Here is a 26,957-nt window from a genome sequence, read left to right as displayed (position 1 = left end):
TGCCGGCGGGGCTCAGAATGGGCGCTGTGAGGCTGGATCCTGGAAGCAGACCTTGTTGCCTTCGCCGAAGCTCAGTCCGTGTTCTTCGAACGCCCGGCGGATCGCATTGATCGAAGCCGGGCGCGTCGACCGTTCACCTTCGGCCTCAATGCGGCGGATCGAGGAGACGGAGATGCCCGACAGCGCGGAAAGGTCGCCCAACGTCCACTGCAGCATCGCCCGCGCTGCCCGGATCTGCATGGGTGTGAGATCATGCCAATCGTCGTTGGACGGAAGACCATGGTTGGTCAGGTCATCGTGCAACATGATGATCCCGAGCCATTCATGCGAGCGGCCGCCTTTCTTGACGATCGGCACAGCGCGGCAGTGAAACCACTCGTATTCGCCTGTCATCCGCCGCAGACGCAAATTGACCAAATAGGGCGACAGTGTCCGTACCGCCTGGCCCCAGGCAGCCGCGACGCGCTGCCGATCTTCCGGGTGGACGGCCTCTAACCAGGCACCACTGGCGACATGGATTTCCAACTGGCCGGTCAAAGCCGTCCAGCCTTGGGAATAGATCGGCACGCCATCTGCCGAGGCGCGCCATTCCATGGTCGCAAGCGAGTTAACGAGGGCACGGTACCGCGCGAGCGTATCTTCGATGGTCTCACGGCTCTCATGCTGCGCTGTGATGTCGATGACGATGCCGACAGAACGGGTTGGCTGCTGGTTGTCATCGAGAACCACCTCTGAGCGGAAATCGATCCAACGGACGGTCCTGTCCGCGCGCACGATGCGAAACCTGCGCTCGACAGGAACGCCGCTTCTGATCATCAGCCAGATGTTTTCCGCCTGTGAACGGTCTTCCGGGTGGGCGAAATCACTGATTTCCGCAATTCGGAAATTTGCCGTCGGACCGAGCCCTAGCAAACGCAACAAACCAGAACTGGGACAGCACATACCGCTCATGCTGTCACAGGACCAAAATCCCATCGTGCCGCGATCTTCAGCCAACTTCAGGTAATGAGTCACGACCGCGTCGCGGGCAAGCGTGACGCTGTTCCTCACATCCGGCTGTCCGCTGTCTTTCGAGGTACCCGAGCCAGATGCGAATTGGAAAAGCATTTCGAAAGGGTTGGCATTCATGTTTCAATTCCCCGTCCAAGGGACAAAGGATCTATGCAGGATTTGCGGCTAAAACGCTAGCGCGGCCCAATCGTGGCGGCAAGCCCTTTGCCACCGGGATCAGGGTGCATTTCATGCAACACAGATATTCTGCGGTGGCCATAGACAGGATTGCGTGAGCTTCTTGTTTTCGGGGTGTGATGCGACACTTGTCGCGAAGCCTTCCTCATGGCAGGACTGCGGCAGTCGCCGGCACTGATGCCCGCGTCGCCTTTGAGAGATAAATGAATGTCGAACGTCATCAAGTTCGAGCGCCCGCCGGAACCCAAAGCGCCGAAGCCGAAGAAGACACTTTCCCCAACGCTTCGCAAAGCGATGATCTGGGGAGGCATCGTGCTCGCCTTCGTGGCCGCCTGGGGCTATTTCACCCTTTTCGGCGGTACAATGGGGGGCTGATCACCCCTCGTGCCCCTGCACCGCCTGGAGGACGAGCGCGCCGCGTGCGCCGATCACTTTTCCGGCCAACAAAGCGCCGGCCTGCGCCGCCTCGCGCATGGATGCTCCTGTGAGTTCGGCCGCGAGGTAACCCGCGTTGAAGCTGTCACCCGCTGCAGTCGTGTCGACCACCGCCGCGGCAGCCGGCACCGGAACTGTCGCCACCGCGCCGATGGTTTCGACGGTCGTGACATCACCGGGGCCGTTCTTGACGACCACCCGCGCCGCGCCCTGACTTCGGTAGCGTTCGGCCGTCTCGACAGGCGAGGCATCTCCGAAATGCGTTGCTTCGTCATCGAACGAGGGAAGGCAAAGACCACTGACCGCTGCTGCACGGTGGATCCAGCCGCGCATGGTGTCAGCGCTTTCCCACAGCCGGGGGCGAAGATTGGGATCGAACACCACTTTTCCACCGCGGCCGGCGAATTGAGAAAGGACCTCAAGGAGGGCCGCGCGATCGGTCGGAGACAAGATCGCAAGCGTGATGCCAGACCAGTAGGCGACATCTGCGCCCTCAAGCGCCTTGGCAATGGCGGCGGGATCGCTGGCGAGCCGCCTTGCGGCGCTGTCGTTGCGCCAGTAGGTGAAGCTGCGTTCCCCGTCCTTCAGGCTGATGTAGTAGAGACCAATGGTCTTGTCGGAGAGCCGCCGAACGTGCCCGGTCCCGATCCCCTCCCCCGATAGAAAACCCAGAAGACGATCGGAGAGCATATCCGTCCCGATGGCCGTCAGATAGTCGACATCCCAGTCCATGCCGAGGCTGCGCCGCAGGTACCATGCCGTGTTCAACGTATCACCGGCAAACCCCATTGAGAGCACGCCGGGCTCCCCCGTCTCCGACAGTTCCCCCATGCATTCGCCAATCGCGACGATCCGTGCCATGCTGTTGCTCCTCCCACGCATTGCGTCTGGTGATAAAGCGCCCGGCGCTCGCCGTCGACCGCAATTTGCGCCACACATGCGTCTGACCCGCCGCCGTTGGGGCAGGCGTCAGAGGGCGAAGAACTCGTCGAAGAACGGGAGAGGCGCTTCCGAGACGATGCGCCTGATCGTCGGCGGTGCCGCAAGATCGTCCTCCAAAGCCTCGACTTCGGACGAGAGCGGCCGATCGGAGCGATAGAAGGCTGAATGCCTGCGTGTGACCTCCTGCAGAAAGCCGGCGATGCCCTCGGGCTGATCCCCGAGAATATCGTTGCCCTGAGCCGCAAAAAGGGCCTCAAGGGCTGCCATGCGCTTGAGAGCCTCCACCTGTCGCTCGAAACGTTCGACGATCAGAGGCAGGAACGCCGCTTCGTCTTCGATGCCGCCTGCGACCACCAACGACTGTGGAGACAAGGCGGCGGTCATGGAGGTGACGCGCATGTAGAGATCTCCGACCAGTTTCAGCGCCGGGCCGAAACCCGTTGCGACCGCGCCGCCCGGCACGAGATTGACGGGCAGGTCGCGTCGGCCGCCATTGGCCAGCAGGACGCAACGGTTGAACACGTTGCGCGCAACGTGAGCGATCACCAGTTGGCCCGCCTGCATGGCAATGGCCACCTCAAGGGGCAGCGAACCACCGGATGTCAGAACCTCTCCCTCAACGACGACGGGATTATCGTCACTGCGACCGGTCGCCTTGAGGATCACGGCGCCGATGCGCGAGATTTCCGCGACCGCGACACCAAATATCTGCGGCAGCATACGCAGGCTGAGGGGATCCTGCACATGCGAGGCGTCGTTCCAGCGCCAATCGGCCGAGGTTCGTGTCAGCCAGCTTCCAATCTGGGACTGGGTGTTGCAGCCGACGGTTATGGCGGAACGCCATGGCGCGCGAGCGGCCCCCAGCGTCGCGGACGACATCAGCGCGGTCGCCATCATCACACGCAGCACGCGGGCGGCATCGCGCACGGCGACGGCGCTCGCCGCGTAGCCGACGCCATTGACAGAAAGCGAGGCGAGCGCGTCGCGGGGCGCGAGCTTGATCGGCACCATGCCAAGTTCGGTAAAGACATCGGCCGTCTTGCGGCGCAGGCCACGGTAGTAGACCTCACCAACACCGGTCAGCACGGATCCGATCTGTCCCATCAGGCCGATATCGGCGCAACCGATAGAGCCGGTGCGGCGCACCACCGGAATGACATCCCGGTCCAGCAAAGCCGCGAAGGCTCCGACCAGTTCGGGCGAACAGCCGGAGTAACCGGTTAACGCCGTATTGATGCGGATGGCGATGGCCTTGCGCACAGTCGGTATCGGGAAAGGCGCACCCGTGCCGAAATGGTGGGCGTGGACAAGACCGAGATTGAACTGCTCCAACTCGTCATCGCTCCAGTCCGTGTCCTTCATCGCCCCGACGCCGGTATTGGCGCCGTATATTGTCTCTCCCCTGGCGATGGCCGCTTCCAGACCGCTCCGGCCCGCGCGGACACGGCTCATGCCTTCGGGACTAAGGGTGACGGCGACAGTGCCGGTGCCGATGGCATCGAGAGCAGCAAAATCGAGAGGCTTGGCATCAAGGACAACGGTTTTCACGGGATGGAGTGTCTCTTGCAGGAGGGTAGCGATCGGAGAAGGGCTTTACAGCATCATGCTACAGGGACCTTGCGCCGCGCAGGCGGCAAAAATCGCAGTATCCCGCTCCGCATGCGACGCCGTGCGGGCGACAGCCATTTCCCGAGACAGCTTGCATCCGTTCCAGCAGATCCTACTTCTCCGCGCAGATGGCGTAGCGATGCTGGGTCGCGCGCTCCAGTCCCTTCAACAGGGAAAAATTTCGCCGCTGGGTGCGATGAATCGCCGACATATTCCGGTCGATCGTGACTTTGGTGAAACCGGCCTCCATCAGCAGAGCCGCAACCGCGTCCGCCCGCGCCCCTTTGGAAAAATAGACGGACGATAGGATCCGGTTGTGGGTTTCCGCCATCTCCGCGTTCAACGGCCCATGGACGGCGTCCCGGGCGAGACCGAGGCGTGCTGCGAACTCAGTCAGCTGTTTCAGCAGCCGCGTGAGCGGCGACGGGTTCACGAAGTCGCCATCGACGACGAGGACCTTGCCGCCGGGCTTGAGCACACGGTGCCATTCGCGGAAACACGAAAGCGGATCGACCAACGTCCAGACGAGGTGACGGTTGGTGATCACATCATAGGAGGCGTCCGGCTCCATCGTGCGCTCCGCATCGCCCATCAGGAAGCGGATCTTGCGTCCCCGCGCAGCGGCCTTCGCCCGCGCGCGCTCGAGCATCGGCTCGGACCAGTCGAGTCCCGTCACCTGAAATTCGAGATCGTCGAGCAGGTGCGACACGACGGCTGTGCCGCAGGCGAGATCAAGGGCCGTCCTGCCGTCGCCGTTGCCCAGATGCTTCCGCAGCAGATCGTGCCATGCGCGACGCTCGTCTTCGGAAAAGATCTCATGGCCAGGTTGCGTATCGAATGTCTCGGCACGACGTGACCAATAGGCTTTGATCTCGTCGCGAAGGTCGTGATTGGAAAGCGAGCTAACGGCTTGCATCATATGAGTCTTTCAAAGGCGAAACTGAGGTTGGAACACTTCTAAAAGATATTTCTTGACTATGAAAGTCATAAAAACGTAGATCACCGCACAATCGCAAACAGGAGATAGAACCGTGTTCAAGATGGAGAAGGTGGCCTCCGCCGCCGCGATTTCGCTCGCCCTTTTTTCCGGCGTCGCTTTCGCCGGTGAGACAGTAAAGATCAAGGATATCACCGGCCGTGAGGTCGAGGTGAGCGTTCCGGTCGAACGCGTCATCCTCGGCGAGGGCCGGCAGATCTACTTCACCGCAGCGCTCGACACGGAAAAGCCCTTCGGGCGCGTCGTCGGCTGGCGCGACGATTTCAAGAAGGCCGATCTCGACGGATACAACATCTACCTCCAGAAGTTCCCGGAGATGGAGAAGATCCCCACCTTTGGCGGCATGAAGGACGGCACCTTCGACATCGAGCAGGCCGTGGCTCTGAAGCCGGACGTCATCATCATGAACACGGAAGCCAAGGCGGCAACCGAAGAAAGCGGCTATATCGAAAAGCTTGCCGCCGTCGGTATCCCGCTGGTCTATATCGATTTCCGTGAAAAGCCCATGGAGCACACCGATGATTCCATGCGCATCATCGGCAAGCTGTTCGGCAAGGAAGAGCGTGCCGAAGAATTCGTGAAGTTCCATGACGAGCAGATCGCCCGCGTCACCGATGTGCTGGCGAAGCAGTCGGACCTCAAGAAGCCCGTTGTCTTCATGGAACGCGCCGGTGGTTATTCCGACGATTGCTGCATGTCCTTCGGCAACGAAAACTTCGGCAAGATGGTCGAGCTTGCTGGCGGCGTGAACATGGCCAAGGATATCATCCCGGGCACGTTCGGAACGGTCAATCCGGAACAGATCATCGCCTCCAATCCCGACCAGGTGATCGTGACGGGCTCTAACTGGGAGCTTTATGTCCCCGGCGGCAAGTGGATCGGCGTCGGACCGGGTGCCGACAAGGCAGAGGCTGAGCGCAAGCTCGCCGATCTGATGACGCGTCCGGCCTTTACCGACATTAAGGCGGTCAAGGACGGCAATGTCCACGCCATCTGGCACCAGTTCTACAACAGCCCGTACCAGTTCGTCGCCGTTCAGCAGATTGCCAAGTGGCTGCACCCTGACCTGTTCAAGGACCTCGACGCCGACAAGACCTTCCAGGAACTGCACACCCGCTTCCTGCCGGTCGAGTACAAGCCGGGTTACTTCGCCTCGCTGAAGGCCGGATCGTAAGTTCGAACGTGGCCGGCGGGCGACCGCCGGCCTTCTGCCTCCGTGGCAACATACTTTATAGCAGGACCCATCCCATGGCCTCGACATTCGAAACGGCCCTCCCCGCTTCGAGAGACACCTATCGCAGCCTGACGGCAAAGCGCCTGGCGATCCTGACGGGGCTATGCCTCTGTCTCGTCGTCTCCATTGCCGTTGATATGGCCTATGGTCCGGCGCGCTACAGCCTGTCCGAGGTCATCTCGACGATCTGGAACCCAGAGTCCGCCGGCAACCAGCTGCGCGTGGTCATCTGGGACATTCGCATGCCCATCGCACTGATGGCGGTGACTGTCGGCGCATGCCTTTCCCTTGCGGGTGCCCAGATGCAAACGATTCTTGCCAACCCGCTGGCAAGCCCCTTCACGCTTGGCATATCGGCTGCCGCCGGTTTCGGCGCAGCGCTCGGGCTCGTCGCCGGGGTGGCGGTCTTTCCGACGGCCGTGCAGTACATGGTGCCGATCAACGCCTTCCTGATGGCGATGCTCGCCTCGCTTTTCATCTACAGCGTCTCGACGCTCCGGGGCGTGACGGTCGAGACGATCGTTCTGCTCGGGATTGCGCTCGTCTTCACCTTCAACGCCCTTTTGTCGCTACTCGAATATCTTGCCTCCGAACAGGCGCTCGCTGCCGTTGTTTTCTGGACGATGGGATCGCTGACCAAGGCGACCTGGGCCAAGGTGGCGGTCACCTTCGGTGTGCTGGTCGTGTGTGTGCCCCTGTTTGCCCGCCGCGCCTGGGCGCTCACGGCCCTTCGGCTCGGAGACGACAAGGCTTCTTCCTTCGGTGTCAACGTCAAGGGCTTGCGGCTAGAGACCATGATGCTGGTGAGCCTGCTGGCGGCCATCCCGGTCTCCTTTGTCGGCACCATTGGCTTTGTCGGACTGGTGGGCCCTCATATCGCCCGCATGCTGGTCGGCGAAGACCAGCGCTTCTTCCTGCCCGGATCGGTGATCTGCGGGGCGCTGCTGCTCTCCGTCACCTCGGTTGTTTCGAAGATGCTGATTCCCGGCGCCATCCTGCCGATCGGCGTGATCACAGCGCTTGTCGGCGTGCCCTTCTTCTTCTCTCTGATTTTCACCAACAGGAGGCGCGCATGGTAGCCCTGAGGCTCGAGGACGTCGGCGCCCAATATGGTCGCCACCGCGTCTTCTCGGAAATCACCACATCCGACATCATAGGCGGAGCGTTGACTGCCGTGATCGGTCCAAATGCAGCCGGCAAGTCCACCCTTTTCAAGCGCATCGCCGGTCTGTTGAAGGGCGACGGCGTCGTTCATGTGAGCGGCGAAGAAAGCCTGCGACCGATCTGCTACATGCCGCAGGATACCGGTGCCAACGCCGTGCTCACCGTCTACGAGAGCATACTGCTTGCCTCCAAGCAGGGATCCGGTTGGAAGGTCGCCGACAACGAGCTGGTTGAGATTGACCGGGTTCTCCACGCTCTGCGCATCAACGACCTCGCGTTTCGCGATCTCGGGGAATTGTCCGGTGGCCAGCGTCAGTTGGTGGCAATTGCCCAGGCCTTGGTCCGCAAGCCGGAAATCCTGCTGATGGACGAGCCCACTTCGGCACTTGATCTCTTCCGGCAGATCGAGGTTCTGCAGTTCATGCATACCCTGGCTCGCGACTCCGGCATCGCCGTGTTGATCGCGCTGCACGACCTGAACCACGCCATGCGCTATTGCGACCATGTTTTGGTGGTTGCCAATGGCCGCCTGATGGTCAGCGGTGCCACACTGGACGTGATCACCCCTGCCCTACTGCGCGACGTCTACCGGGTCGAGGCAAGGATCGAAAACTGCACCCAGGGAAGACCGATGGTCGTGGTGGACGCGGCGCTGGCCTGAGGGATCCATCCATCGGAGGCCGGTGAAGCGGATCGGCGCCCGCCCGGGTGCGTGAGCTGCATCACACAGCAGACAACGGTTCCTGTTTGCTCGCTAGACAAAGAACAAATCAGCTCCCTATGCTCCGTGCGATCATATTCGACTGCACGGAGCCAAGTCATGCTGACGCGCATTTTGATTTGCATTTCGTCAATTCTATTCACCGCCACAGCAACGCTTCCGAAAGACGTGGCCGGTGGCGAGGACTATCCCTTGATCGGCCGGTACGAGGGGTCGACGATGACCCTCTTCAAGCAAAGCGATTATGAAGAGCAACGCATCCTGACCAAACCGATCACCTCGGCCGACCGGCGGGAAACCGGCAAACGGGTCAATGACAAGAACAGTATCCCGGCTGCGGGCAAATCGATCCGTATCCGGTACGAGGGGCCGAGCGGGCGTTCGCCGCTCGAAGTCGCGCGAAACTTCCAGAGCGAGATCACGGCCAAGGGTTTCGAGATCCTGTTCGAGTGCAAGGGCGCCGACTGCTCTGATCTCGGCGGGTCCGAACTCTACTTCGCGCTGCACGACGAGAGTCCGCTCGGCAATGGCGACATTCACTCAAACCCTCCGTCGCAGATCTTTACCTCCGCAAAACTGACGAGACCGGAGGGCGACGTTTACGCCACCATTTATGTCGGGGACTTCAAAAAGGCCCCGGAAGTGCTGGTTGATGTCGTCGAAACCGCGCCCATGGACACGGACAAGATCGTTTTCGTCGACGCAGCACAGATGCAGAAGGACATCAGCGCCTATGGGCGGGTCGCGCTATACGGAATTCTCTTTGATTTCGACAAGGCGAGCATCCGTCCGGACTCGCAGCCGACACTGGATGAAATTGCAAAGTTTCTGAGCTCCAACACTCAGGTAAAGCTCATCGTCGCCGGGCATACCGACTGGAAAGGTGGCTTCGACTATAACCTCGATCTGTCGAAACGGCGCGCCGAAGCTGTCGTAAAGGCCTTGATGGACATGGGGGTCGCCGGATCCAGGTTGCGTTCCTTCGGCGTTGGCCCGGCAGCGCCCGTCGCCAGCAACGAAAGCGAGGCTGGTCGGGCGAAGAACCGTCGTGTTGAACTGGTAGCGGCCGAATAGATAACGGTCAGCTCAGCCCCATGTAGCGCCCGGGCTTGTGGTTGATCGCCAATATGAGATTGGCGATCGCCGCGCCGAGAACAGAGAGGGCCAGCCGGTCGGCGGGCAGGATGAAATAGGCGGCGGCCAGGATCGAGAGATCGACTCCGAGCTGGAAATAGCCGGCGCGCAGCCCGATCTTTTCCTGCAGATACATAGCCAGGATGTTGATGCCGCCGAGGCCTGTGCGGTGACGGAAGAGCATCAACAGGCCCGTGCCGATCAGACCGCCGCCGATAATCGTCGCATAGAGCGGATCGAGATGCGAGAAGTCGATCCACTGGCCGTTGAGCTTCGACAGGATGGACACCAAGGCCACGGCCGTGAAGGTGCGGAGCGTGAAAGCCCAGCCCATGCGCTTGACCGCAAGTATGTAGAAAGGGAGGTTGATCAGGAAGAAGATCAGACCAAAACCCCAGCCACTCGTATAGGAGAGGAGCAGGGCGAGGCCGGCGCTTGAGCCGACAGTCAGCATGGTCTTTGTGTAGATCAGCGTGCCCAGCGAAACGAACATGGTGCCCGAAATCATCGCGAGCACGTCTTCGTAAAGGCGGTGCCGCTCGGCACGCGCCTCGTTTGATGCGGTCGTGGTGGTCATTGGGTTATCCGAGCAGCGGTTTCAGGACAGCCGCGACACGCTCGATGTCAGCGCTCTTCAGACCGGCAATGTTGATGCGGCCGGAGGTCGGCATGTAGATGCCGTGCTCCTTGCGCAGGGCCAGGACGTCGGCCTCCTTCAGCGGCAGTAGCGAGAACATACCTTGCTGTTCGGCAATCTGCGGCGCCAGCTGCCAACCATCGGCAAGGGCATCGGCCAATTGCTGGCGAAGACCGTGCAGACGGGCGCGCATGGAGTTTAACTCCTCCATCCAGTCCTTGCGCAGGATATCGGACGACAGGATCGTCCGCACCACGGCCGCGCCATGGTCCGGCGGCATGGAGTAGCTGGTACGGGCCATCGTCACCAGGTTCGATCGCGCCGTGTCGGCTGCGGCCTGGGTTTCCGCGACCGCAAAGATGGCGCCTGTTCTTTCCCGATAGATGCCGAAGGATTTCGAGCAGGACACGGCAACCAGCGCCTCGGGAGCCGCGGCAATCACGGTCCGCAGACCGGCCACGTCTTCGGAGATACCGGCGCCGAAGCCCTGATAGGCGGAATCGATCAAGGGTATCAGCCGCCGCTCGGCGATGACTGTGGCCAGTTCCTCCCATTGCGAAGGCTTGAGCCCTGCCCCCGTCGGGTTGTGGCAGCTGGCATGGATCAAAACGGCATCGCCACGCTGGGCACCGGTAAGCGCCTTCATCACGCTGGAGAAGCGCACATCCTGTGTGGGCACATCGAAATATGCATGCGTTTCGACATTGAGACCCGTGGCCCCGAATATCCCGGCATGGTTTGGCCAACTCGGCAGACCGAGATGAAGGCGACCGGTGCCCGCGCGCGCGATCAGGTCGGATGCAAGACGAAGTGCACCGGAACCGCCGGGTGTCTGGACACCAGCAGCGAACTTGCCGCTTTCAGCTCCGCCAACCAGATCCCAGAGCAAATCGAGGAAAACTCGGTCGCCCTCGGGCGCCACATAGGATTTGCTAGACTGTGTCTCCAACAAGAGCTTCTCGGCCGCCTTGACCGATCGCAGGACCGGAGTCTGACCGTGGTCATCACGATATACCCCCACGCCGAGATCGATTTTGTCCGTGCGACCATCGCCATTGTAGAGCCCGATCAGGGCGAGCAACGGATCGTTCGGCTGGGAAGCGAGCTTGTCAAACATGACGGACCTTAAGGTGGCATTGAATTGCAAGAGAGATAGCAAGTTTCCCGCGCAAAGTCTCTGCGGATTTCTTGTCCGCAGCGAAGGCTTCTTGCATCAGATTGCGCAATTTCCCAATTGTGCGATACATCGTTGCGCATAGTTGCAGGGATGCATAAAATGATCGAAGGTCAACCTCTGGAACTCGACAGGATCGATCGCAGGATCATCGCCTGCCTGATCGAGAATGCCGACCTCAGCAACGCTGACCTTGCCGAAAGGGTCGGGCTGACGGCGGCTCCCTTATCGCGGCGGCTTGCGCGCCTCTATACCGCGGGTGTCATCCGTCAGGCCGTCATCATCGACCCTGCGCGGGTCGGTCTTGGTCTTCAGGCCTTTGTCGAGATCACTCTCGACCGAACCACGCCCCAAGTGGGCGAACGTTTCATCGAGCATGTCGGCAAGCTTGCGGCCGTCGTAGAAATCCACGCCGTCGCCGGCGATTTCGACTTCCTGCTGAAAATCTCAGTGCGCGACATGGCGGACTTCAAGCGGCTGATCTGGCAGGAATTCGACCGATTGGCCGAGATCAAGACAATCCGCTCCACCATGGTCTTCGACAGCCCGAAACTCACCCACGGTTATCTGCCGGAATGAGAGAGGGCGCTGACCGCGCCCCCTCCCCTACTCGTTCGGATGCAGGACGATCTCAGCCGGCCAGAGCCGAGATCTTGCCGCGCCTCGCCATGCGGGCGCGGATCGATTCCACGTCGGCACGCGGCGTCGCGGCAAAGAGCGTGCGGGTATACGCATGCTGCGGATCGGCGAAGACCGCATCGCGCGTGCCGTATTCGACCGCCTCACCGTAATACATCACCATCACCTCGTCGGCGATGTAGCGCACGACCGAGAGATCGTGGCTGATGAAAACATATGTCAGGCCGAACTCTTCCTGCAGGTCGGCGAGCAGGTTCAGCACCTGAGCCTGGACCGAGAGGTCGAGTGCCGATACCGGCTCGTCGAGCACCAGCAGCTTCGGATTGAGCATCAGCGCGCGGGCAATTGCGATACGCTGGCGCTGGCCGCCGGAGAACATGTGCGGGTAGCGGTTATAGTGCTCCGGACCAAGGCCGACCTTGACCAACATGTCGGTGGCGCGTTCCCGTCGTTCGGCGGCGCTCATCTTCGTGTTGATGAGCAGCGGTTCACCGAGCACGTCGCCGATCTTCTGGCGCGGGTTGAGCGAGCCATAGGGGTTCTGGAAGACGATCTGCACCTTCTGGCGCATGTCGGCGGTGAGGTGCCCCGGACGCGTATCGACCTTCTGGCCATCGATCAGGAGCTCGCCTGCTGTCGGCTCATCGATGAAGGTCAGGATGCGGGCGAGCGTGGATTTGCCGCAACCGCTTTCGCCGACGATGGCGAGCGTCTTGCCCTTATCGAGCTTGAAGGAGACGCCTTTCACGGCATGGACGATCTTGTCCTGCTTGAACACGCCCTGTGGCACACGATAGTCGCGCTTGATGTCTCGGATCTCGAGCATCGGGGTTTGTTTTGCTTCGGTCATGCTGCACCTTCCGTTTCAGCGGCGGCCAGGAAGTCGGAAACCGTCGTCAGGCGGTCACCAGTGGCATTTTCCGGAAGGGCGGACAGGAGCGCCCGGGTATAGGCGCTCTTGGGGTTCTCGAAGAGCGAGAGCACGTCGGCTTCCTCCATCTTCTTGCCCTTGTACTGGACGATGACGCGGTCGGCAGTTTCGGCGACCACACCCATGTCGTGGGTGATCATGATGAGGCCCATGCCGGTTTCGGCCTGAAGCTTCATCAGGAGATCGAGGATCTGCTTCTGGATGGTCACGTCGAGCGCCGTTGTCGGCTCGTCGGCGATCAGAAGCTTCGGATTGCAGGCAATCGCGATCGCGATCATCACGCGTTGGCACTGACCGCCCGACATCTGGTGCGGAAAGTGGTTCAGCCGCTCGGCAGGATCCGGCAGGCCGACCAGCTTGAAGAGCTCGATCGCGCGCTCGCGACGCTCTTTTGCTCCAAGTCCCATGTGCAGACGCAGGACTTCCTCGATCTGGAAGCCGACGGTGAAGCACGGGTTGAGGCTGGCGACCGGCTCCTGGAAGATCATCGCGACGTCCTTGCCGATCAGCTTGCGCCGTTCGGCGGCCGAGATCTTCTGAATGTCTCGGCCCTGGAACTCCATCTTGTCGGCAGTGATCTTGGCCGTCCAGGGTAGAAGCCCCATGACGGCGAGCATGGCGACGGACTTGCCGGAGCCACTTTCGCCCACGATGGCCAGCACTTCGCCCGGTTCGACCGACATCGACACGCCGTCGACGGCCTTGAACCAGCCGGTTGCCGTCTCGAACTGGACAGTGAGGTTCTGAATATCGAGAAGCGCCATGATCAGGACCTCTTCAGCTTGGGATCGAGCGCATCGCGCAGGCCGTCACCCATGAGGTTGATGGCAAGCACGGTGATCAGGATCGCGAGACCCGGGAAAGTGACGACCCACCAGGCGCGCAGGATGAACTCGCGTGCTTCGGCGAGCATGGTGCCCCATTCCGGCGCCGGGGGCTGGGCGCCCATGCCGAGGAAGCCGAGAGCAGCCGCATCGAGGATGGCGTTCGAGAAGGAGAGCGTCGCCTGGACGATCAGCGGTGCCATGCAATTCGGCAGGATCGTCTTGAACATTAGGCGAAGCGGGCTTGCGCCGGCAAGACGAGCCGCCGTCACATAGTCACGCGACTTCTCTGCCATGACAGCCGCGCGGGTGAGACGCACGAAATGCGGTTGCAGCGTCAGCGCAATGGCGATCATTCCGTTGGTCAGTCCGGGACCGAGGATCGCGACGAGAACCAGCGCGAGCAACAACGACGGGAAAGCCAAGATGATGTCCATGAGACGCATGATGGCCGTATCGAGCCAGCCGCCGTAGTAACCCGCGAGGACGCCGACGGCGATGCCGGTGGTCAAGGACAGGGTCGTGACGAAGACGCCGATGAAGAGCGAATACTGGGACCCGTAGATCAGGCGCGAGAGGATATCGCGACCGACAGGATCGGTGCCCAGCGGGTAGCTCCAGTTGCCCCCCTCCAGCCAGGCCGGCGGGAGGAGCACCACGTCGCGATACTGCTCGAAAGGCGAATGCGGGGCGATGACACCGGCGAAGACGGCGATAAAGACGAGAGCGAGGAAGACCACGAGGCCGATGACGGCGCCGCGGTTTTCCGAGAAGTAGAACCAGAATTCGGCCAGCATCTGGCGGCGCAGCTGGGCGCTCGAAACCGGTTGGCTGATTGTTGTCTCTGCCATGGGATTTTATCCTTCTAGTGGCGGATGCGCGGGTTGATCAGGCCGTAGAGCAGGTCGACGATCAGGTTGACGACCATGATGATGCCGGCGATCAGGAGGAGCCCCCCCTGGATGACCGGATAGTCACGGCGGAACACGCTGTCGACCATCCACTTGCCGATGCCCGGCCAGGAGAAGATGGTTTCGGTCAGGATCGCGCCGGCGAGCATGACGCCGATTTGCAGACCGATCGTGGTGATGACTGGGATCATCGCATTGCGCAGCGCATGCAGGCTGACCACACGAAACGGCGACAGACCCTTGGCACGGGCGGTGCGGATATAATCTTCCGACAGCACTTCCAGCATGGCCGAGCGCGTCTGGCGGGCAATCACAGCAAGCGGGATGGTCGCGAGCACGATCGACGGCAAGATCAGATGGCTAACGGCGGAGGCAAATGCCCCCTTCTGTCCCGACAAGAGGCTGTCGATCAGCATGAAGCCCGTTACGGGCGGGAAGAAGAACATCAGCGAGATGCGACCGGAGACCGGAGTCCACTGCAGGATACCCGAGAAGAGGATGATCAGAAGCAGGCCCCACCAGAAGATCGGCATGGAATAGCCGACCAGGGCGATGCCCATCATGGTCTGGTCGAAGGCCGAACCGCGCTTGATCGCTGCGATGATGCCGGCAGGCACGCCGATCGCAACCGCGATGAGGATCGCGCAGAACGACAATTCAACCGTTGCAGGGAACAGCGCGAAGAACTGGTCGATGATCGGGCTCTTCGAGACGATCGAAGTGCCGAAGTCACCCGTCAGAACGCCTCCGAGATAATCGAAATATTGCACCACCAGGGAGCGGTCGAGGCCAAGCTGTGCGCTGATTTCTGCATGGCGCTCCGGCGACATCACCCGTTCGCCGGACAGAAGCGCGACGGGGTCGCCCGGCAGCAGCCGGATGAAGGCGAAGGCAATGATCGAGACGCCGACGAAAGTCGGGATCAGGACGGCAAGCCGCCGCAAGAGAAAGCCAAACATATGTGGACCTGTTGTTTTTCTTGTGATGGTCGATCCCGGAGCTCACGGCATTCCGGGTCTGCTTTGGTGACCGCGACGGACTTCGAACCGAGGCGCGGCCGCAAATGCCTGCAGCTTCAACGACAATCGCCGCGGGCGCAATGGCCCGCGGCGAAAGAGTGATCGTTCCGATTACTCGGCGATGTCGACGTTTTCGAAGGTGAAGTCACCGAGCGGGCTCTGGACGAAACCGGAGACTTCCTTGCGCATCGGAACAACCGAGAGCGAGTGGTCAAGGGTCGCCCAGGGTGCTTCGCGCTTGAAGACCGTCTGTGCTTCTTCGTAGAGCTTGGTGCGCTCGGCCTGATCGGAGGTAACCTTGGCCTTCTTCACCAGCGCGTTGAACTCTTCGTTGCACCACTGAGCACGGTTGTTTCCGCCTACAGCTTCGCAACCAAGAAGTGTGTCGAGGAAGTTGTCCGGATCGCCGTTGTCGCCGGTCCAGCCAAGCATGACAGCACCGTCGCGATCCTTGGCCTTCGAACGGTCGAGATACTCTGCCCATTCGTAGGAGACGATTTCGACCTTGACGCCGATCTTGGCGAAGTCGTCCTGCATGATTTCAGCAGCGCGACGTGCGTTCAGCATGTAGGGACGCGAAACCGGCATAGCCCAGATCTTCATGGAGAGATCCTTGACGCCGGCTGCTTCGAGTTCCTTCTTGGCAGCGTCCAGGTCGTAGGCGTCGTCCTGCGTGGCTTCGTTGTACGACCACATGGTCGGCGGGATCGGGTTCTTGGCCGGAGTTGCCATACCCTGGAAGACGGCATCAACGATGGCTTCCTTGTTGATCGCCTTGTTCAGCGCCTTGCGCACTTCCGGCTTGTCGAACGGAGCCTGGGTCGTGTTGTAGGCGAGATAGGCGACGTTCAGGCCTTCCTGTTCCATGACGGTGAGCGACGAATCAGCCTTCATCGATTCCACGTCGGCAGCGTTCGGGAACGGCATCAGGTGGCATTCGCCAGCCTTGAGCTTCTGGTAACGAACGGCAGCATCCGTGGTGATGGCGAAGACGAGGTCATCGATCTTCGGTGCGCCACCCCAGTAGTCGGCGTTCTTCTTGTAGCGGATGACGGCATCCTGCTGGTAGCCGACGAAGACGAACGGACCGGTGCCAACTGGCATCTGGTTCAACTGTTCCTTCTTGCCTTCGGCTTCCAGCTTGTCGGCATATTCCTTCGACAGGATCGAGGCGAAGGGCATGGCGAGGTTGGCGAGGAACGGCGCTTCCGGACGGTTCAGGACGAACTTGACCGTCAGGTCATCAACCTTCTCGATCGACTTGATCAGTTCCGGGAAGCCCATGCCGGCGGCATATTCCCAAGAGGTACCGGCAACATACTGGTTCCAAGGGTGGTCGGCCTTGATCTGGCGTTCCAGCGAGAAGATGACGTCATCGGCATTCAGGTCGCGCGACGGCGTGAAGAATTCGGTGGTGTGGAATTTGACACCCGGGCGGAGCTTGAAGGTGTATTCCGTGCCTTCAGCGTTCACTTCATAGCTTTCGGCGAGTCCGGCTTCCGCGTCGGTGGTGCCCGGCTTAAATTCCATCAGACGGCTGTACACCGGATGAGCAGAAGCGTCGAAAGTCGTGCCGGCGGTGTACATGCCGGGGTCGAAGCCCTCAGGCGAACCTTCCGAGCAGTAGACGAAAGTCTTGGCGCTGGCCGCGCCCGACAGGAAGGTCGCCGCAGCGAGCGCCGCAGCAGCAAAGGCGAATTTGGTTTTCATCAACAGTCTCCCAAAGGCGAGGACGGCAACCCGTCCCACCGGTTCTTTTGGTTCCGCAGCGCGTGGATCGCGCCCGTGTTTTACGGGTCCGGCCGCAAGCCGAATCCGGCAATCTGTTCCAAGGGCTGGAAAGTCGCAAAATGACAACCCGCCAGCGCCGCCTGTTAGATCACTAATGCAGTGTCTTATCGGCTTGAAAAATGTTGTAAAGAGAAATTCTGCCGCATTTCCCCTGCAATTCGGTCCAGATTTTGGCAAATCGTTGGCCTTGCGCACAATCATTCGGCGTCGTCGCGAGTTCGCCTTAAAGATTCAAGACGTCGCGATCACCCAAATTGGTCGAGTTTATTGCCAAATTCCCTTGATCGCGTCGCAACAAGAAAAGCGGCTTTGCGACCATTCAGGCCGTATAACCGTCCCGAGCTTCCCGGTCGCGCTGTTTACGGTATTGCCAGGCCACGCGCGGAAACGGGCACCCTCCCCCGTGGCGAGCCAACTGCAACCAAGACCGGACCGACAGAGGTACACATACCCAGATGCGAATATGGTGAATGAAATGCCCCATCATACACCAGTTGGCCCGATGTACTGGCGAGCGCCAAATGGCGGCGGGACTGTTGACAGCTGTCAACAGCGACTGCGCTCATAGAACATGTGAGGTCAAAAGGCGTGGCCGAGGCAGGCAACGTTAAGCGAGGTTACGCACCCAACCTCAGAATTGAACTCGGTTTCAAGACGGTCGATAGCCGCGGCGAAGTTTACCGGTGCGGAGGTCGCCCATCACCCGCAAAGCAACCTCCATCGTCGGCACCACAATCTCTCGGCTTTGCCCCCCCGTGCCGATCCGCCCCCAGTTACGCCGGATGACGATCTCGCCGAACAGAGTTGCTTCCAAGGTCACGCGATAGAAGCGCGCCATGTTGCGGGTAGAATCGTAGCGGCGGAGATGGATGCAGTCTGCGGATCTGGTCATGAACGGATTCTCCGACAGAGCCATCAACCGGTCCAACGCATAATAAGAATCGATCCAGGCATCTCGATTCACCGCGCTGATGGATCCGAAGCGTCGGGCCGCCGCAAACCGGGTGAGGTTGACAGCTGTCAACACTTCCAGCCCACACCGCGGACGCCGTGCTGAAATCTGTGGAATGGCCCTTGCGCTGTAGCTCGAGACAGGGATCATGGCGCCGCATTTTGAATGCGGAGCAGCGGCACGGGCCGCGGTTCCACCGCACGAGGAGGAGCATCATGGGAAGAATGGACGGCAAGTTTGCCGTGGTTACCGGCGGCACCCAAGGATTGGGCGCGGAGGTCGCGCGCCTGTTTGCAGAGCGGGGTGCCGCGGGTCTCGTCATCTGCGGTCGCAGCGCCGACAAGGGGAAGGCAAGGGCCGAAGACCTACGACAGCGTTACGGATGTCGCGTTGAATTCGTCTCCGCCGACCTCGCGGAAGTCGATGCATGCCGCAAGGTTATCGCCACAGCCAGGAGCGCCTTCGGTCGGATTGACGCCTTGGTCAATGTCGCTGCCATCACCGATCGCGGCACCATCCTCGACACCGATCCCGCCCTCTTCGATCGCATGTTCGCCATCAATACCCGCGCCCCGTTTTTCCTGATGCAGGATACTATCAAGCTGATGATCGAGACCGGCACGGAAGGAACGATCGTCAACATCTCCTCCATGTCGGCGATGGCCGGCCAACCCTTTATCGCCGCCTATTGCGCGTCTAAGGGTGCCATCGACACGCTCACCCGCAACACCGCCTTTGCCCTGCTGAAGAACCGCATTCGCGTGAACGCACTCAACATCGGCTGGATGGCAAGCGACGGTGAGGATCGTATCCAGCGGGAGCACCATGGCGCCGATCCAGACTGGCTGTCTCAGGCAGCCGCGCGGCAACCCTTTGGCCGGTTGGTGGATCCTGCAGAAGTGGCCCGCGCCTGCGCCTATCTCTCCTCCGAGGAGTCGGGTCTGATGACGGGTGCCACAATCAACTTCGACCAGTCGGTGTGGGGCGCGTATGAAGACAGTCCACACCCGCGTGTTGCGATGACGGTATGACAAAATTGCCGACGGGCTGCGTGCAACTTTCACAGGGGTGCACGTGGCCTGTCGTCGTGCTGGACGTCAGGACGGATAGTCTGGGAATATGCCGGCGGCTCTAGCGAGCGTGGCGCCCAACGCAATCTGTGAATCTTCGACAAAAAACCAGCGTGCTGCAGCCTAGGCCCTTCCCCCGGTCGGCCCCTTGCACTAGCTTTGAGTCGCGAGACGCGTTGACACCCGACATCGGGTTTACAAGGCGATGAGGGAGTGGCGAACCCTAACCCTTGGATAGCTTTCGTTTTACGTTTCGTTTACCATAAATTCAATGTCTTATGATCTGGCACATCTGCCCGTGAAAACCCTGCTGCGCCCTGCCATTGACGCGGCCGCAGGTCTTGCGCGGCTCGATGAACGGATCGCTTGCTCCAGCCTGGGCCGAGGCTTAGTCGAACGAGCCCATTTCGCAGACGCCTGCGCTTCGCTGTGGGTCGACGGTGAACTTGTGACTGTAGAGGACCTCGTCCTGCATTCGGACGGCCACGATATCCGCGCCCCGACGCATGAACTGACCATTGCCCGCGATGTCCTGCGATGCCGCAGACGAATTGCGTCACATCCCCCGGACTGGGTGTTGAGCCAGGCGGGACTGAGCGCCTTGCGTGGGTTGGTGCGGGCGGCGCCGGAGACGAAGAGCTTGCCGCAGAGACCAATGGATGCTGCATCGATCACCGCCGCCGATGGCCGGGATGGTGAGAATGAGGATGCGCTCTCGCGCGAGCTCAGATCCCTCGATGCTTTGCTGAAACGAACAGAGGCAACCCTTGCCGGCGCGACGTCGCCGACAGTCCGACACTCACGCGAGCGCGACCCCTTCCTCTACGATCTGGATTGGGACGAAGATGCAAGGCTGGAGGAATGGCTCCAGATCGTGCTTCGCACTGCAGATCTGCCTCCTGTCTTTCAGGCGGTCATCGCGCTGGATGCCTGGAACTCGCTCGCCGTGCTTCAGCACGCCCCGTGGCTTGGGCGGCTGCTTGCAGCCGCAATACTTCGACAGTCGAGACTGACGACCGCTGGGCATCTCGTAACTTTCAACCTCGGCCTGAAAACCGTCGCCATCGATCGCAGGCGACATGCGGACCGGGACGTGCGCCTGCTTTCTATCACCCAAGCGCTGCAGGCGGCAGCCGAAATCGGGCTCAGGGAGCACGACCGGTTGGCGCTTGCCCGACAGGTGTTGGAACGCAAGCTTCAGGGACGACGCACCTCGTCGCGCCTTCCGGCGCTCATCGACCTCGTCATGGCGCGGCCACTAGTCTCCGCCGCTATGGTGGGCGAGACGCTCGGGGTGACGCAACAGGCAGCCCGCCGCATCGTGGCCGAACTCGGCCTGCGCGAAATGACGGGCAGGGGACGCTTCAGGGCCTGGGGGATTCTCTAGCCGGGATCGAGGCCCGCTTGCGGCGAAAGGATCATCGACACCACCGCAACGGCTGGCATCGGGACAGCCCGGGGAGGGGGATCACCGGGAGAGCCGCTGTTCGTCGTCGATCAGGGTAAGACGCGACGGAGCGACCGGACCCCACCCCCAGAGCACCAGATTGAGGTCGTCTTCAGTCGAGCCAGGTGCGAAACTTCTGACCAGAAGGCCGTGGTAACCGGCAGACACCAGTTCTCTTGCAAAGGCCTGCGTTCTCGCTTCACCCTTAGTCTTCATCTGATCCCGCCAAGTTGGATCCGCGAGGAGGGACGCGGTCATGCCGATGCGCGACAGCTCGGCGCCGTCCCGGGTATCGAAGACCCGCTCGATATCCGCATCATAGGCAATCAATGTGGTGGGCTGCAGACGACCGGCCTGGTTGGCCTCCCGCAGCGCCGTCATCACGGACAGGCACGTGTAGAGGGCCGGCGTACCCTTCCTGTTGAAGCGACCGCCATAGAGTTCGGCCCCGCGACCCGACAAAGGCTCGCGCGCAAAAACTGGATTGAGCGCTCTGTAGAGCTTCCCCTGAAATCGCATCGGCCGTCAGGCATGGACGCCGGCATCGACGGCGTCGATATAGTCGAGAACTTCTTCGGCACGGCCGTCGCGCACCAGTTGCATCGCCGTCATCCCGGAGAAACCCGGCAGAGGCTCGGAACGGTACCAGGCATAGGCCATCAGCGCCGATCCGAAGCGCGGCTCGACCTTGTTGACGACCTCGGTCATCTCTCGCAGACGTCGCTGGGTCTTGTCCGAGCGGATCCGATCCTTGCGCTGAATGGCATCCTTGCCCAGCCCGGCGGTCCGAGCGATTTCCTCGCTGGTCGTGCGCAGAACTTCCGCGATCTTACGCGGCGAAAACAGGCCGTCATCGGCGTATTGGGCAAGTCCCATGTGATGGCCTCTGTTTCATCTCAAACATTCTGCCGTAATATAGCGTCAATTTTTTTGGCATTCAAGCGTGGCGCGGGGGAGGGGAGGGCGGCAGTTGGCATCTTCATCGCCATTAGCGTCTTGCACATTCAAGTCGTCCTTCTGCGGATTCTTGGAGCCGCAGCCCGATCCGCCCCGTTGAAGCTGGCGCTTGGCGTCGGGGCGCCGTCACCACATCATCGCACATCCGTCCAAAGTGTCCTCATCACCATTTCCGCCAGGCGCCGGCCGGAAAAGGTCGGCGGCCAGGCGAGGGTGAGCTTCAGGTCATAGGCCGGGTCAAGAGCAATCGCCGATAGCGGCTCGTCAATATCGGAGAAGGCCGCCTCCGGTAGCACGGCGAGAAAGCCGTGTTGCAGAACGAGGTTGACTAGGATCGGCAGAGAATCGACTTCCACCAGCGTCATCGCCTCCCGCTCGGCCTCTGTCATAAGCCCGCCTAAAAGATCGGAAAAGCGCTGACGCAGTCCGCTGCGCTTGCTCGGCACGGCAATTGGCAGTCGTTGCAATAGGCTCCGCAGACTTTCCGCGCTGTCGCTCATCAGAGCCGGCTGCCCGACGACCGCGAGCCGAAGGCTCGCGACGATCTTCTGCTCCAGATGCGGGGGCACGAGGTCGGTGTCGAGCAAGGCAAGGTCAAACTGCCCAGACTGCAATCCGGCGAGCAGGTCCTCGGCCGTCGTGCTGGAGATGAAGAGCGGCGTCTTCGGCCGCTCCGAGAGCCAGCGCGCGGCAAGAGCCGCGAGTTGCCGCGCCGTCTCACTTTCATGTCCGAGCGGGATGATGGTGCCGAGCCGGAATGTCGAGATGGTCCGGCGAAACGCGTTGTCGGCCTGTCCGGTCATGCTCTGCCAGGTGGTCTCCAACATTTCGGCCAGCACCATGAGTGCACGACCGACCGATGTCGGCTGCGTGCCCCGGCCGCTGCGCTCAAGGAGGGGCTGGCCAACCATTGCTTCGAGGCCTGCGATCTGTCGCGACAGTTGCGGCTGGCCCGTCTGCAGACTTTGTGCCGCTCGCCGGATGCTGCCGGACCGCACGACCTCGCAAAACCGTCGTAAAGCGAGGAGGCTCACGGTGTTTACCGGTTTAGAGTCAGGTCGGGCAGTCACGAAGAGAGCATGCAGCTTCAGGCAGATGTCGGCTGCTCGCTCCAACTCCGATCGCAGGCGCTGCGCCTCGAGTGTGGGAGCACTTCGCGAGGGCGCCTTGATGATCAACGGCGTGGCAAGCGCCTTTTCCAAACGGGAAAGAGCGGCCGATACGCTGGCAACGGGACGTCCCAGCAAACGCGCAGCCTGACGCAGTCCCCCTGTCGTCAAAATCGTGTGGCCGGCAATCAGCGTGAACGTATCCATCCCGGTCCTTGGCGGAAGGGGACACGGTCATCCGCATCCCCTGTTCAACATATGGGATATCCCGCTTCGACGATAAAGCAATACACTTCCATTGCTGACATCACACAGGACGGCCGCAGGGGAGAAGGTCATGACGGACTTCGATCTGGTTCTCAAGGGAACCCTTGTTCTCCCCGATCGCATCGTCCCCTCCGGCTACATTGCCGTTCGCCAAGGCATGATCGCCGAAATCGGCGTCGGAACGGCCCCTGCCGGTCGCGAGCGGCATGATCTCGGCGATGCGCTTATCCTGCCAGGCGCGATCGATGCGCAGGTCCATTCTCTCAGCCAGAAGGATCAGGAGGATTTCATCTGGTCCACTCGGTCTGCGGCGGCGGGCGGTGTGACCACGATCGTCGACATGCCCTATGACGAAGGCGATCTGATCTGCTCGGCTGCGGCCGTGAAGCGAAAGGTGGCTCATGCTTCTGCCCAGGCGCGGGTCGATTTTGCACTTTACGGCACCATAGACCCGGAAGAGGGGCCGGCGCGGATCCTCGAACAGGTCGAAGCTGGAGTCGCGGCCTTCAAATTCTCCACCTTCGGCACCGATCCGAAACGTTTCCCCCGCATCCCGGCTGCTCGTCTGCAATCCTGTTTTGCCGCGATCGCCCCAACAGGGCTAACGGCCGGAGTGCATAATGAAGATGACGAATTCGTGCGGGCGGCCATCGAGGCCGTAAAGGCTGCGGGCATCACCGACTACCGCGCCCACGGTCTGTCGCGCCCCCCGCTCACCGAACTCCTCGCCATGCACCAGATCTTTGAGACGGGCGTGGCGACCGGCTGCCCCGCGCATGTCGTGCATTGCTCGCTCGGTCGCGGTTACGAGATCGCCGCTGGCTATCGCGCGCAAGGCCATGCGGCAACCGTCGAGGCCTGCATCCACTATCTCGTTCTTGACGAGGAAAACGATGTGCGGCGGCTCGGCGGCAAGGCCAAGATCAATCCGCCGATCCGGCCGCGCGCCGAAGTCGAAAAACTCTGGCGCCATGTCGCGGCCGGCAATGTCACCCTCGTCTCGACCGACCATGTCAGCTGGTCGGAGCAGCGCAAGACCCATCCGGACATGCTCGCCAATTCCTCCGGCGTGCCGGGGCTCGAAGTCATGCTGCCGCTTTTCGTCAAGGGCGCACTGGATCGCGGCATTTCGCTCACCTGGGCAGCGCGGCTTATGGCTCAGAATCCGGCCCGACATTTCCGCCTGGATCACGTCAAAGGCGCACTCGAGGTCGGCAAACATGCCGATATCGCGGTGATGACCCCCAGCAACCATAGCTATGACGCCTCTGCGAGCGGTCACAACGTCGTCGGGTGGTCGCCCTATAACGGCATGACGCTGCCCTACCGGGTGGCGGCCACCTATCTCCGCGGACGGCTCGCCTTCGATGGAAGCCGCGTGCTCGCCGAACCGGGCAACGGACAGTTCATGCGCCCGCCGGCAAGGCTGCCACTTCAGGATCTTCCCGCATGAGGCAGAACCTCGTCGTAGATGCCACGCGCATCTCAGCAGATATCGAGGCGCTCGCCGCCATCACAGAACCGGATCGCCCATACACGCGACGCGCCTTCACCCCGCTCTTTCTCGATGGGCGCGCCTATCTCGAAGCCCGTTTCAAAAGTGCCGGTCTCGAAACGCGGATCGATGCGAGCGGCAATCTGATCGGCAAGCGTCCGGGGAAAGTGCCCGGCCTCGGGGTGCTGATGCTGGGATCGCATTCGGACACGGTGCCGGAAGGGGGCCGCTTCGACGGCGTTGCCGGCGTTGTGGCTGCACTCGAAGTCGCACGCAGCCTTGCAGACCGGGGCATCACTCTCGCCCATGACCTGGAGATCGTCGATTTCCTCGCCGAAGAAGTCTCCATCTTCGGCGTCTCCTGTATCGGAAGCCGGGGTATGGCAGGTTTGCGCCCTCCCGAATGGCTGGAGCGACGGGCAGGGGATCTGACCTTGGAAGAGGGGCTCACCCTGGTCGGCGGCAAGCCGCAAACCTCAGGCGCCCGCAGCGATATCCGCGCCTTCCTCGAACTCCACATCGAACAAGGCCCCGTGCTTGAAACGGCGCGTCTCGACATCGGCGTGGTGACCGCGATTGCCGGCATCACCCGGATCGAGATCGTGGTGCAGGGCCGCGCCGATCACGCCGGCACGACACCGATGACGGCGCGGCAGGATGCGCTGGTCGCCGCCGCGAAACTGGTGCTCGACATCCAGCGTCTCGGTTTAGAACTCGCCGCGACGCCCGGACATTTCGCGGCCACGGTCGGGGAATTCGAAATCGAGCCGAACGCCGCCAATGTGGTGCCCTCACGGGTCCGCATGCTGCTCGATGTCAGGGCGGAGCAACGTGAAGATCTCGATCAATTTCAACGGCAGCTGCACAGTGCGGTCGACGCCGTGGGCCGAGAGACAGGCGTCATGATCGCCGCGCCAAGAGTGATTTCCGACAATCCCGCAACCCCGATGGACGATCAGGTGATCGAGGCCCTGGAAACGGGCTGCCAGACAACGGGCGCCACTCATCGCCGCATGGCCTCGGGCGCCGGCCACGACGCGGCCTTCATGGCGCGCATCTGCCCGACCGGCATGGTCTTCATCCCCTGCGCCGGTGGACGCAGCCACACACCGGAGGAATGGGCAGAGACCGCCGATATCGCGCTGGGCTCGGCCGTGCTGCTCGAAGCCGTCCTCACACTGGACGATCAACTCGCCAATCCAACCAGGGAGATCGATGATGGGACGCATACTGACTGAAAAGGACGTCGAAGCGGCAGTCAAGGGCGGTTCCGTCTATGCTGCGGGTGGCGGAGGCTGGGCCGATCACGGCCGTATGCTCGGCTATGCAGCCGTCAGCATCGGCAAGCCGGAACTCGTCTCGATCGACGAACTCTCAGATAACGACTGGGTGGCGACGGCCGCCGCGATCGGGGCGCCGGCTTCGACAACCCCCTGGGAAATGCAGGGCGTGGACTACGTCAAGGCGGTGCAGTTGCTGCAGGAGGCGCTGGGCGAAAAGCTCGCCGGCCTGATCATCGGCCAGAATGGCAAGTCCTCGACGCTGAACGGCTGGCTGCCCTCGGCCATTCTCGGTACCAAGGTCGTCGATGCCGTCGGCGACATTCGCGCTCATCCGACCGGCGACATGGGCGCGATCGGCATGGCGGGATCGCCGGAGCAGATGATCCAGACGGCCGTCGGCGGCAACCGGGCGGGAAACCGTTACATCGAACTGGTCGTCCGCGGTGCCACCGCCAAGGTCTCGCCGATCCTGCGCACAGCCGCCGACCAGTCCGGCGGCTTCATCGCCTCCTGCCGCAATCCGCTGCGCGCCTCCTATGTTCGGCGAAACGCGGCGCTGGGCGGGATCTCGCTGGCACTTGCACTCGGCGAAGCGATCATCGCTGCCGAAGCCAGGGGGGCGGGGGCCGTCATCGACGCCATCGTCAAGGCGACGTCCGGCACGATCCTGAAGGAAGGGATCGTGACAAAGAAGTCGGTCGTCTACACCAACGAAGCCTTCGACGTCGGGACCGTCACGGTCGGGTCCGACGACACGGCCATCACGCTGCACATCATGAACGAATACATGGCCGTCGACGATGCCGGCGGCAACCGGCTGGCGACCTTCCCGGATGTCATCACGACGCTCTCGACCGAAGGCGAGCCGCTCAGCGTCGGACAGTTGCACGAGGGCATGCCGATCTTCGTCCTGCATGTGCCGAAAACGGTGATCCCGCTCTCAGCGGGGGTGAAAGATCCAGCCGTCTATCCGCCCGTCGAAAAGGCGCTCGGCATCCGGATTGCCGATTACGCACTCGCCGACTGAT

26 protein-coding genes are annotated in these 26,957 nt (G+C 61.6%); 11 read left to right on the top strand and 15 right to left on the bottom strand.

Annotated features, from left to right (window positions below; translation table 11 throughout):
* Positions 1-12 precede the first annotated feature (12 nt).
* Entirely contained in the window at positions 13-1,128 is a 1,116-nt protein-coding gene (locus ACT53S_RS20700) for a PAS domain-containing protein (protein WP_476068378.1), read from the bottom strand.
* Positions 1,129-1,395: 267 nt separating this feature from the next.
* On the opposite strand from ACT53S_RS20700, the gene ACT53S_RS20695 reads away from it, so the two are divergent.
* Positions 1,396-1,563, top strand: coding sequence for a hypothetical protein (locus tag ACT53S_RS20695; protein WP_174238567.1), 168 nt, complete (start codon positions 1,396-1,398; stop codon positions 1,561-1,563).
* Here the strand turns inward: ACT53S_RS20695 and ACT53S_RS20690 are convergent, their stop codons facing one another.
* The 3 genes from ACT53S_RS20690 to ACT53S_RS20680 all read right to left on the bottom strand — a co-directional run bounded on the left by ACT53S_RS20690 (position 1,564) and on the right by ACT53S_RS20680 (position 5,089).
* Entirely contained in the window at positions 1,564-2,484 is a 921-nt protein-coding gene (locus ACT53S_RS20690; RefSeq protein ID WP_476068377.1) for a sugar kinase, read from the bottom strand.
* A gap of 108 nt (positions 2,485-2,592) precedes the next feature.
* On the bottom strand, positions 2,593-4,113 hold the full coding sequence (locus ACT53S_RS20685) for an aromatic amino acid ammonia-lyase (RefSeq protein ID WP_476068376.1): 1,521 nt from the start codon (positions 4,111-4,113) through the stop codon (positions 2,593-2,595).
* 172 nt (positions 4,114-4,285) lie between these two features.
* Positions 4,286-5,089 (bottom strand): class I SAM-dependent methyltransferase, encoded by an 804-nt coding sequence (locus tag ACT53S_RS20680; RefSeq protein WP_476068475.1) that lies wholly within the window; start codon positions 5,087-5,089, stop codon positions 4,286-4,288.
* Between the two features lie 124 nt (positions 5,090-5,213).
* On the opposite strand from ACT53S_RS20680, the gene ACT53S_RS20675 reads away from it, so the two are divergent.
* From ACT53S_RS20675 to ACT53S_RS20660, 4 genes are all read left to right on the top strand, one after another.
* Positions 5,214-6,344, top strand: a complete 1,131-nt coding sequence (locus tag ACT53S_RS20675) for an ABC transporter substrate-binding protein (RefSeq protein ID WP_174238571.1) — start codon at positions 5,214-5,216, stop codon at positions 6,342-6,344.
* A 74-nt stretch (positions 6,345-6,418) separates the two neighbouring features.
* Complete coding sequence (locus ACT53S_RS20670; RefSeq protein ID WP_113376900.1) at positions 6,419-7,483, top strand: FecCD family ABC transporter permease; 1,065 nt, start codon at positions 6,419-6,421, stop codon at positions 7,481-7,483.
* Positions 7,477-8,229, top strand: a complete 753-nt coding sequence (locus tag ACT53S_RS20665; protein ID WP_476068375.1) for an ABC transporter ATP-binding protein — start codon at positions 7,477-7,479, stop codon at positions 8,227-8,229. Before ACT53S_RS20670 ends, ACT53S_RS20665 begins: the two co-directional genes overlap by 7 nt.
* A 159-nt stretch (positions 8,230-8,388) precedes the next feature.
* A complete protein-coding gene (locus ACT53S_RS20660; protein ID WP_476068374.1) occupies positions 8,389-9,363 on the top strand; it encodes an OmpA family protein in 975 nt (324 codons plus the stop codon).
* A gap of 7 nt (positions 9,364-9,370) precedes the next feature.
* Here the strand turns inward: ACT53S_RS20660 and ACT53S_RS20655 are convergent, their stop codons facing one another.
* Both ACT53S_RS20655 and ACT53S_RS20650 read right to left on the bottom strand, forming a co-directional pair.
* Positions 9,371-10,000 (bottom strand): YitT family protein, encoded by a 630-nt coding sequence (locus ACT53S_RS20655; RefSeq protein ID WP_113376903.1) that lies wholly within the window; start codon positions 9,998-10,000, stop codon positions 9,371-9,373.
* Between the two features lie 4 nt (positions 10,001-10,004).
* Positions 10,005-11,177 carry an amino acid aminotransferase gene (locus tag ACT53S_RS20650; RefSeq protein ID WP_476068373.1) on the bottom strand — a complete coding sequence of 391 codons (1,173 nt, stop codon included), beginning with the start codon at positions 11,175-11,177 and terminating at the stop codon, positions 10,005-10,007.
* A gap of 159 nt (positions 11,178-11,336) precedes the next feature.
* On the opposite strand from ACT53S_RS20650, the gene ACT53S_RS20645 reads away from it, so the two are divergent.
* Entirely contained in the window at positions 11,337-11,813 is a 477-nt protein-coding gene (locus ACT53S_RS20645) for an Lrp/AsnC family transcriptional regulator (protein WP_113376905.1), read from the top strand.
* Between the two features lie 52 nt (positions 11,814-11,865).
* Here the strand turns inward: ACT53S_RS20645 and ACT53S_RS20640 are convergent, their stop codons facing one another.
* The 6 genes from ACT53S_RS20640 to ACT53S_RS20615 all read right to left on the bottom strand — a co-directional run bounded on the left by ACT53S_RS20640 (position 11,866) and on the right by ACT53S_RS20615 (position 18,241).
* Complete coding sequence (locus ACT53S_RS20640; protein WP_476068372.1) at positions 11,866-12,723, bottom strand: dipeptide ABC transporter ATP-binding protein; 858 nt, start codon at positions 12,721-12,723, stop codon at positions 11,866-11,868.
* Entirely contained in the window at positions 12,720-13,568 is an 849-nt protein-coding gene (locus ACT53S_RS20635) for an ABC transporter ATP-binding protein (RefSeq protein WP_113376907.1), read from the bottom strand. The genes ACT53S_RS20640 and ACT53S_RS20635 overlap by 4 nt, the downstream gene beginning before the upstream one ends.
* 2 nt (positions 13,569-13,570) lie before the next feature.
* Complete coding sequence (locus ACT53S_RS20630; protein ID WP_476068371.1) at positions 13,571-14,479, bottom strand: ABC transporter permease subunit; 909 nt, start codon at positions 14,477-14,479, stop codon at positions 13,571-13,573.
* Between the two features lie 14 nt (positions 14,480-14,493).
* The gene (locus ACT53S_RS20625; protein WP_113376909.1) at positions 14,494-15,498 is read right to left on the bottom strand and encodes an ABC transporter permease subunit; all 1,005 of its coding nucleotides are present in this window, start codon (positions 15,496-15,498) and stop codon (positions 14,494-14,496) included.
* A 171-nt stretch (positions 15,499-15,669) separates the two neighbouring features.
* Entirely contained in the window at positions 15,670-17,268 is a 1,599-nt protein-coding gene (locus tag ACT53S_RS20620) for an ABC transporter substrate-binding protein (protein ID WP_476068370.1), read from the bottom strand.
* A gap of 730 nt (positions 17,269-17,998) precedes the next feature.
* Complete coding sequence (locus ACT53S_RS20615) at positions 17,999-18,241, bottom strand: WGR domain-containing protein (protein ID WP_476068369.1); 243 nt, start codon at positions 18,239-18,241, stop codon at positions 17,999-18,001.
* Between the two features lie 275 nt (positions 18,242-18,516).
* Here ACT53S_RS20615 and ACT53S_RS20610 point away from each other — a divergent pair, with 275 nt between their 5' ends.
* Entirely contained in the window at positions 18,517-19,332 is an 816-nt protein-coding gene (locus ACT53S_RS20610; RefSeq protein WP_476068368.1) for an SDR family oxidoreductase, read from the top strand.
* Positions 19,333-19,642: 310 nt separating this feature from the next.
* Complete coding sequence (locus tag ACT53S_RS20605; RefSeq protein WP_476068367.1) at positions 19,643-20,758, top strand: RHE_PE00001 family protein; 1,116 nt, start codon at positions 19,643-19,645, stop codon at positions 20,756-20,758.
* Between the two features lie 81 nt (positions 20,759-20,839).
* On the opposite strand, the gene ACT53S_RS20600 is transcribed toward ACT53S_RS20605, so the two are convergent.
* The 3 genes from ACT53S_RS20600 to ACT53S_RS20590 form a co-directional block, all read right to left on the bottom strand.
* Positions 20,840-21,337: an RES family NAD+ phosphorylase gene (locus ACT53S_RS20600; protein ID WP_142073341.1), complete on the bottom strand. Its 498-nt coding sequence runs from the start codon at positions 21,335-21,337 to the stop codon at positions 20,840-20,842.
* A 6-nt stretch (positions 21,338-21,343) separates the two neighbouring features.
* Complete coding sequence (locus ACT53S_RS20595) at positions 21,344-21,694, bottom strand: MbcA/ParS/Xre antitoxin family protein (protein WP_113376915.1); 351 nt, start codon at positions 21,692-21,694, stop codon at positions 21,344-21,346.
* Positions 21,695-21,909: 215 nt separating this feature from the next.
* Positions 21,910-23,091, bottom strand: coding sequence for a LysR family transcriptional regulator (locus tag ACT53S_RS20590; protein ID WP_476068366.1), 1,182 nt, complete (start codon positions 23,089-23,091; stop codon positions 21,910-21,912).
* A gap of 130 nt (positions 23,092-23,221) precedes the next feature.
* On the opposite strand from ACT53S_RS20590, the gene ACT53S_RS20585 reads away from it, so the two are divergent.
* From ACT53S_RS20585 to ACT53S_RS20575, 3 genes are read left to right on the top strand one after another with little or no spacing between them, the layout of a single operon-like run.
* Positions 23,222-24,604 carry a dihydroorotase gene (locus ACT53S_RS20585; protein ID WP_476068365.1) on the top strand — a complete coding sequence of 461 codons (1,383 nt, stop codon included), beginning with the start codon at positions 23,222-23,224 and terminating at the stop codon, positions 24,602-24,604.
* Positions 24,601-25,884 carry a Zn-dependent hydrolase gene (locus ACT53S_RS20580; RefSeq protein ID WP_476068364.1) on the top strand — a complete coding sequence of 428 codons (1,284 nt, stop codon included), beginning with the start codon at positions 24,601-24,603 and terminating at the stop codon, positions 25,882-25,884. The genes ACT53S_RS20585 and ACT53S_RS20580 overlap by 4 nt, the downstream gene beginning before the upstream one ends.
* Positions 25,865-26,956: a DUF917 domain-containing protein gene (locus ACT53S_RS20575; RefSeq protein ID WP_476068363.1), complete on the top strand. Its 1,092-nt coding sequence runs from the start codon at positions 25,865-25,867 to the stop codon at positions 26,954-26,956. The genes ACT53S_RS20580 and ACT53S_RS20575 overlap by 20 nt, the downstream gene beginning before the upstream one ends.
* Position 26,957: the final 1 nt, after the last annotated feature.

The sequence above is a fragment of the Allorhizobium sp. DMC15 genome, assembly GCF_056314065.1.
Note: the sequence above shows the minus strand (reverse complement) of the source record. Positions and strands in the feature narration are given on the sequence as shown.

Excerpts from the sequence above, each read along its gene's own strand:
- ACT53S_RS20585 (WP_476068365.1), top strand. The coding sequence starts at position 23,222 with ATGACGGACTTCGATCTGGTTCTCAAGGGAACCCTTGTTCTCCCCGAT.
- ACT53S_RS20690 (WP_476068377.1), bottom strand. The coding sequence starts at position 2,484 with ATGGCACGGATCGTCGCGATTGGCGAATGCATGGGGGAACTGTCGGAG.
- ACT53S_RS20620 (WP_476068370.1), bottom strand. The coding sequence starts at position 17,268 with ATGAAAACCAAATTCGCCTTTGCTGCTGCGGCGCTCGCTGCGGCGACC.
- ACT53S_RS20640 (WP_476068372.1), bottom strand. The coding sequence starts at position 12,723 with ATGACCGAAGCAAAACAAACCCCGATGCTCGAGATCCGAGACATCAAG.
- ACT53S_RS20630 (WP_476068371.1), bottom strand. The coding sequence starts at position 14,479 with ATGGCAGAGACAACAATCAGCCAACCGGTTTCGAGCGCCCAGCTGCGC.
- ACT53S_RS20580 (WP_476068364.1), top strand. The coding sequence starts at position 24,601 with ATGAGGCAGAACCTCGTCGTAGATGCCACGCGCATCTCAGCAGATATC.
- ACT53S_RS20670 (WP_113376900.1), top strand. The coding sequence starts at position 6,419 with ATGGCCTCGACATTCGAAACGGCCCTCCCCGCTTCGAGAGACACCTAT.
- ACT53S_RS20605 (WP_476068367.1), top strand. The coding sequence starts at position 19,643 with ATGTCTTATGATCTGGCACATCTGCCCGTGAAAACCCTGCTGCGCCCT.
- ACT53S_RS20575 (WP_476068363.1), top strand. The coding sequence starts at position 25,865 with ATGGGACGCATACTGACTGAAAAGGACGTCGAAGCGGCAGTCAAGGGC.
- ACT53S_RS20600 (WP_142073341.1), bottom strand. The coding sequence starts at position 21,337 with ATGCGATTTCAGGGGAAGCTCTACAGAGCGCTCAATCCAGTTTTTGCG.
- ACT53S_RS20650 (WP_476068373.1), bottom strand. The coding sequence starts at position 11,177 with ATGTTTGACAAGCTCGCTTCCCAGCCGAACGATCCGTTGCTCGCCCTG.
- ACT53S_RS20595 (WP_113376915.1), bottom strand. The coding sequence starts at position 21,694 with ATGGGACTTGCCCAATACGCCGATGACGGCCTGTTTTCGCCGCGTAAG.
- ACT53S_RS20660 (WP_476068374.1), top strand. The coding sequence starts at position 8,389 with ATGCTGACGCGCATTTTGATTTGCATTTCGTCAATTCTATTCACCGCC.
- ACT53S_RS20635 (WP_113376907.1), bottom strand. The coding sequence starts at position 13,568 with ATGGCGCTTCTCGATATTCAGAACCTCACTGTCCAGTTCGAGACGGCA.
- ACT53S_RS20615 (WP_476068369.1), bottom strand. The coding sequence starts at position 18,241 with ATGACCAGATCCGCAGACTGCATCCATCTCCGCCGCTACGATTCTACC.
- ACT53S_RS20700 (WP_476068378.1), bottom strand. The coding sequence starts at position 1,128 with ATGAATGCCAACCCTTTCGAAATGCTTTTCCAATTCGCATCTGGCTCG.
- ACT53S_RS20675 (WP_174238571.1), top strand. The coding sequence starts at position 5,214 with ATGGAGAAGGTGGCCTCCGCCGCCGCGATTTCGCTCGCCCTTTTTTCC.
- ACT53S_RS20680 (WP_476068475.1), bottom strand. The coding sequence starts at position 5,089 with ATGCAAGCCGTTAGCTCGCTTTCCAATCACGACCTTCGCGACGAGATC.
- ACT53S_RS20695 (WP_174238567.1), top strand. The coding sequence starts at position 1,396 with ATGTCGAACGTCATCAAGTTCGAGCGCCCGCCGGAACCCAAAGCGCCG.
- ACT53S_RS20590 (WP_476068366.1), bottom strand. The coding sequence starts at position 23,091 with ATGGATACGTTCACGCTGATTGCCGGCCACACGATTTTGACGACAGGG.
- ACT53S_RS20665 (WP_476068375.1), top strand. The coding sequence starts at position 7,477 with ATGGTAGCCCTGAGGCTCGAGGACGTCGGCGCCCAATATGGTCGCCAC.
- ACT53S_RS20625 (WP_113376909.1), bottom strand. The coding sequence starts at position 15,498 with ATGTTTGGCTTTCTCTTGCGGCGGCTTGCCGTCCTGATCCCGACTTTC.
- ACT53S_RS20655 (WP_113376903.1), bottom strand. The coding sequence starts at position 10,000 with ATGACCACCACGACCGCATCAAACGAGGCGCGTGCCGAGCGGCACCGC.
- ACT53S_RS20645 (WP_113376905.1), top strand. The coding sequence starts at position 11,337 with ATGATCGAAGGTCAACCTCTGGAACTCGACAGGATCGATCGCAGGATC.
- ACT53S_RS20610 (WP_476068368.1), top strand. The coding sequence starts at position 18,517 with ATGGGAAGAATGGACGGCAAGTTTGCCGTGGTTACCGGCGGCACCCAA.